The organism is Herpetosiphonaceae bacterium (genome assembly GCA_036374795.1).
Lineage (GTDB): Bacteria > Chloroflexota > Chloroflexia > Chloroflexales > Kallotenuaceae > LB3-1.
Window position 1 is genome coordinate 1 of sequence record DASUTC010000269.1, and the last position, 3,283, is coordinate 3,283.

Annotated in this window: 2 protein-coding genes; both read right to left on the reverse strand. The window is 67.9% G+C overall.

Features of this window, described 5'->3' with window-relative positions; genetic code table 11:
- On the reverse strand, positions 1–1,761 hold a 1,761-nt coding region (locus VFZ66_20715), incomplete at its 3' end, for a condensation domain-containing protein (GenBank protein ID HEX6291619.1).
- 42 nt (positions 1,762–1,803) lie between these two features.
- Positions 1,804–3,283, reverse strand: a 1,480-nt coding sequence (locus tag VFZ66_20720) for a non-ribosomal peptide synthetase (GenBank protein HEX6291620.1), incomplete at its 5' end; no start/stop codon positions are given.

Consider the following 3,283-nt stretch of genomic DNA (forward strand, 5'->3'; position numbering starts at 1 on the left):
GGGCAGATCGGCGGGCAGGTCGGCGGGCAGATCGGCGGGCAGGGCGGCGGTGGTGGTGAGCAGCAGGGCGGCCTGGGCAGCGCGGAGCATGCGGGCGGTGCGCGCGACGGGGGCGGCGGGGTCGAGCGGCAGGAAGGCGGCACCGGCCTTGAGGATGGCGAGCTGGGCGACGATCCAATCGGGGGCGCGGGGGAGCAGGAGGGCGACGACGGCCTCGGCGGGGAGGGCGCGGGCGCGCAGGGCATGAGCGAGCTGATTAGCCTGGGTATCGAGCTGGCGATAGGTGAGGGCCGTGGTGCCCGCGGCGAGGGCGAGGGCGTCGGGGGTGCGGGCGGCCTGGGCGGCGACGAGATCAGGGACGAGGGGCAGCGCGGGCATGTGGGCAGGCGGGGGCGGCAGGAGGCGCTGGCGCTCGGCGGGGGTGAGCAGGGCGAGCGTGTGCAGGGGCGCGGCGGGCTGCGCGGCCATCCCGGCCAGCAGCGTCGTGAAGTGGCTCCCCATCCGCTCGATCGTTGCCGCCGCGAAGAGATCAGGGTTGTACACGAAGACGCCGCTCAGCCCCGACTCAGTTTCGACCATATTGAGGGTGAGATCGAATTTCGACGCTCCATTGCTTACGTCGCCGATCCGCAGCTCAAGCTCGGCGCTCCGCACCACCGCCGCTGACGCAGCATGAAGCGAGAACACGACCTGAAAGAGCGGCGTGTAGTTGAGGCTGCGCTCCGGGCGCAGCTCCTCGACCAGCTTCTCGAACGGCAGGTCTTGATGGGCATACGCGCCCAGCGCCGTCTCGCGCACCCGCTGGAGAATATCCCGAAACGTCGGATTCCCGGACAGGTCGCTGCGCAGCACCAGCATATTAACGAAGAAGCCGATCAGCCCGGCGGTTTCGGCACGGGGACGGTTGGCGGTCGGCGATCCCACCACAATATCCGGCTGGTCCGTATAGTGGTACAGCAGCGTCTTAAAAGCGGCCAGCAGCGTCATAAAGAGCGTCGTGCCCTCCTGCTGGCTCAGCGCGGCAAGCGCCTCGTGGATTGTCCCAGGAATGTCGAAGGCGTGGTGCGCGCCCCGAAACGTTTGGACCGTTGGCCTGGCACGATCGCTGGGCAGCTCGATCAATGCGGGAGCGCCGGTCAACTGCCGTTTCCAGTAGGCGAGCTGCTGCTCAAGGACCGCGCCTTGCAGCCATTCGCGCTGCCACACCGCATAGTCTGCGTACTGGATCGGGAGGGCGGGTAGCGCGTGCGCCGGATTCTCCGACCTGACGCACGCGCTGTACAGCGCTGCCAGCTCTTGAACAAACACATCCCGCGACCAGCCATCGAAGATGAGATGATGCATCGTCAGGACCAACACAAGATCATCCCAGGCACGCTGGAGCAGAAGGCCGCGCCATAGCGGACCAACCACCAGGTCAAACGGTCGCTGTGCTTCTGCCGCGATCAGCCGTTGGACGGTCGCTTCGCGCTCCGCTGGCTCGTCGGACATCAGGTTGACAACCGGTAGCGCGACGGATACAGCCTCGGCAACAACCTGCACGGGAGTGCCATCAACCGTGGCAAACGTTGTGCGGAGCGTCTCATGCCGATCAACAAGCGCCTGGATCGCCCGCTGAAGCGCTGGCATGTCGACTGGCCCTGCGATCTCGATGGTCCAGGGAATGTTGTAGATAGCACTACCCGGCTGAAGCTGCTCCAAGATCCATAAGCGCTGTTGAGCAAAGGATGTGGGTAGAGCAAACAGATCCTCAGTTGTCATGTCTTGCCTGTAGCTCCTTCTAATGGGTGGGAGGAAGCGGCGCTAGCCTGCTTGCGAACCTTTGATCCGGTAGCGACGACGATCGATCGAGCCGATCGTCGGCTGAGGCGTGATGGTCGTAGCGCCAGCCATCTGAATAGCTTCGGCACATTCGGCGATGGTCGGGGCAGTAAACAGACTTCGTAGGGGAAGATCGACATGCATGGTTTCTTGAATGCGAAACACACACCGGGTTGCGAGCAGCGAGTGGCCGCCGAGGGCGAAGAAGTTGTCGTAGATGCCGATCGGGGTGGCCGTGTTGGGACGCAGCAGCTCTTGCCAGATCGTGACGAGCTGCGCCTCCAGCGGGGTGCGCGGGCCGATGTAGGCCGTTTCGCTGCGCTCCTGCCGTGCCAGGGCGTCGAGCGCGTGGCGATCGAGCTTGCCGTTGGGCGTCAGCGGCATGTCCTCCAGCACCACGATGCTGCCCGGAACCATGTACTCCGGCAGCCGCTCGCGCAAGAATTGCTTGATATGCTGCGCGCTTAAGGTCTGGCCTTCCCGGGCAACAACCAGCGCCACCAGTCGCGTGTCGCGGTGTCCACCGGCGGAGGGCGCGGTAGGCTGCGCCACCACCACGGCCTCGGCGACTTCGGGATGCTGGCCGAGCACGGCCTCGATCTCGCCCAGCTCGATGCGGATGCCCCGCACCTGCACTTGTCCATCGCGCCGCCCGATGAACTCCAACTGCCCATCCGCCCGCCAGCGCACCAGGTCGCCCGTGCGGTACAGCCGCGCCCCCGCCTGCCCGCTCAGCCCGTCCGGCACGAAGCGCTCCGCTGTCCACGCCGCCTGCCCGACATAGCCCCGCGCCAGCCCCGCCCCTCCCAGGTACAGCTCGCCCACCACTCCGATCGGCACCGGCTGCTGCCAGCGGTTGAGCACATAGCCCTGTACGTACGGCAGCGGCACCCCGATCGGCGGCAGCCCCGGCTCGGCGGTCACGCGCCCGCAGGTCGCCACGACCGCGCTTTCGGTCGGCCCGTAGTGGTTGACTAGCGCGCAGCCGAGGCGGGCCGGGTCGACCCCATGGAGCTGATCGCCGCCGACCAGCAGCGCGCGCAGCGGCGGCGGTGCCTGCCAGCCCGCCGCCCAGAGCGCTTCGGCCAGCGCGGTGGGCAGGAAGCTCAGGCTGATCACCTCGGCGGCGAGCCAGCGGCCCAGCGCGGCGACATCGTGGCGGATGGCCTCGGGCACGAGATGCACGCTGGCGCCGCGGGTGAGATAGGGCCAGACCTCCCAGACGGCGGCGTCAAAGGTGAGGGCGGCGAGCTGACTGGCGCGGTCGGCGGGGGTGAGCTGATAGGCATGGTGATGCCAGTGGACGAGGTGGGCGAGGCCGCGCTGGGGCACGGCGACGCCCTTGGGGGTGCCGGTGGAGCCGGAGGTAAAGAGGACGTAGGCGAGGTGGTCGGGGGTCAGGGGGACGGCAGGCGGGGTGGTGGGCAGCGCGGCAAGGGCGGCGCGCGCCTGATCGAGGCAG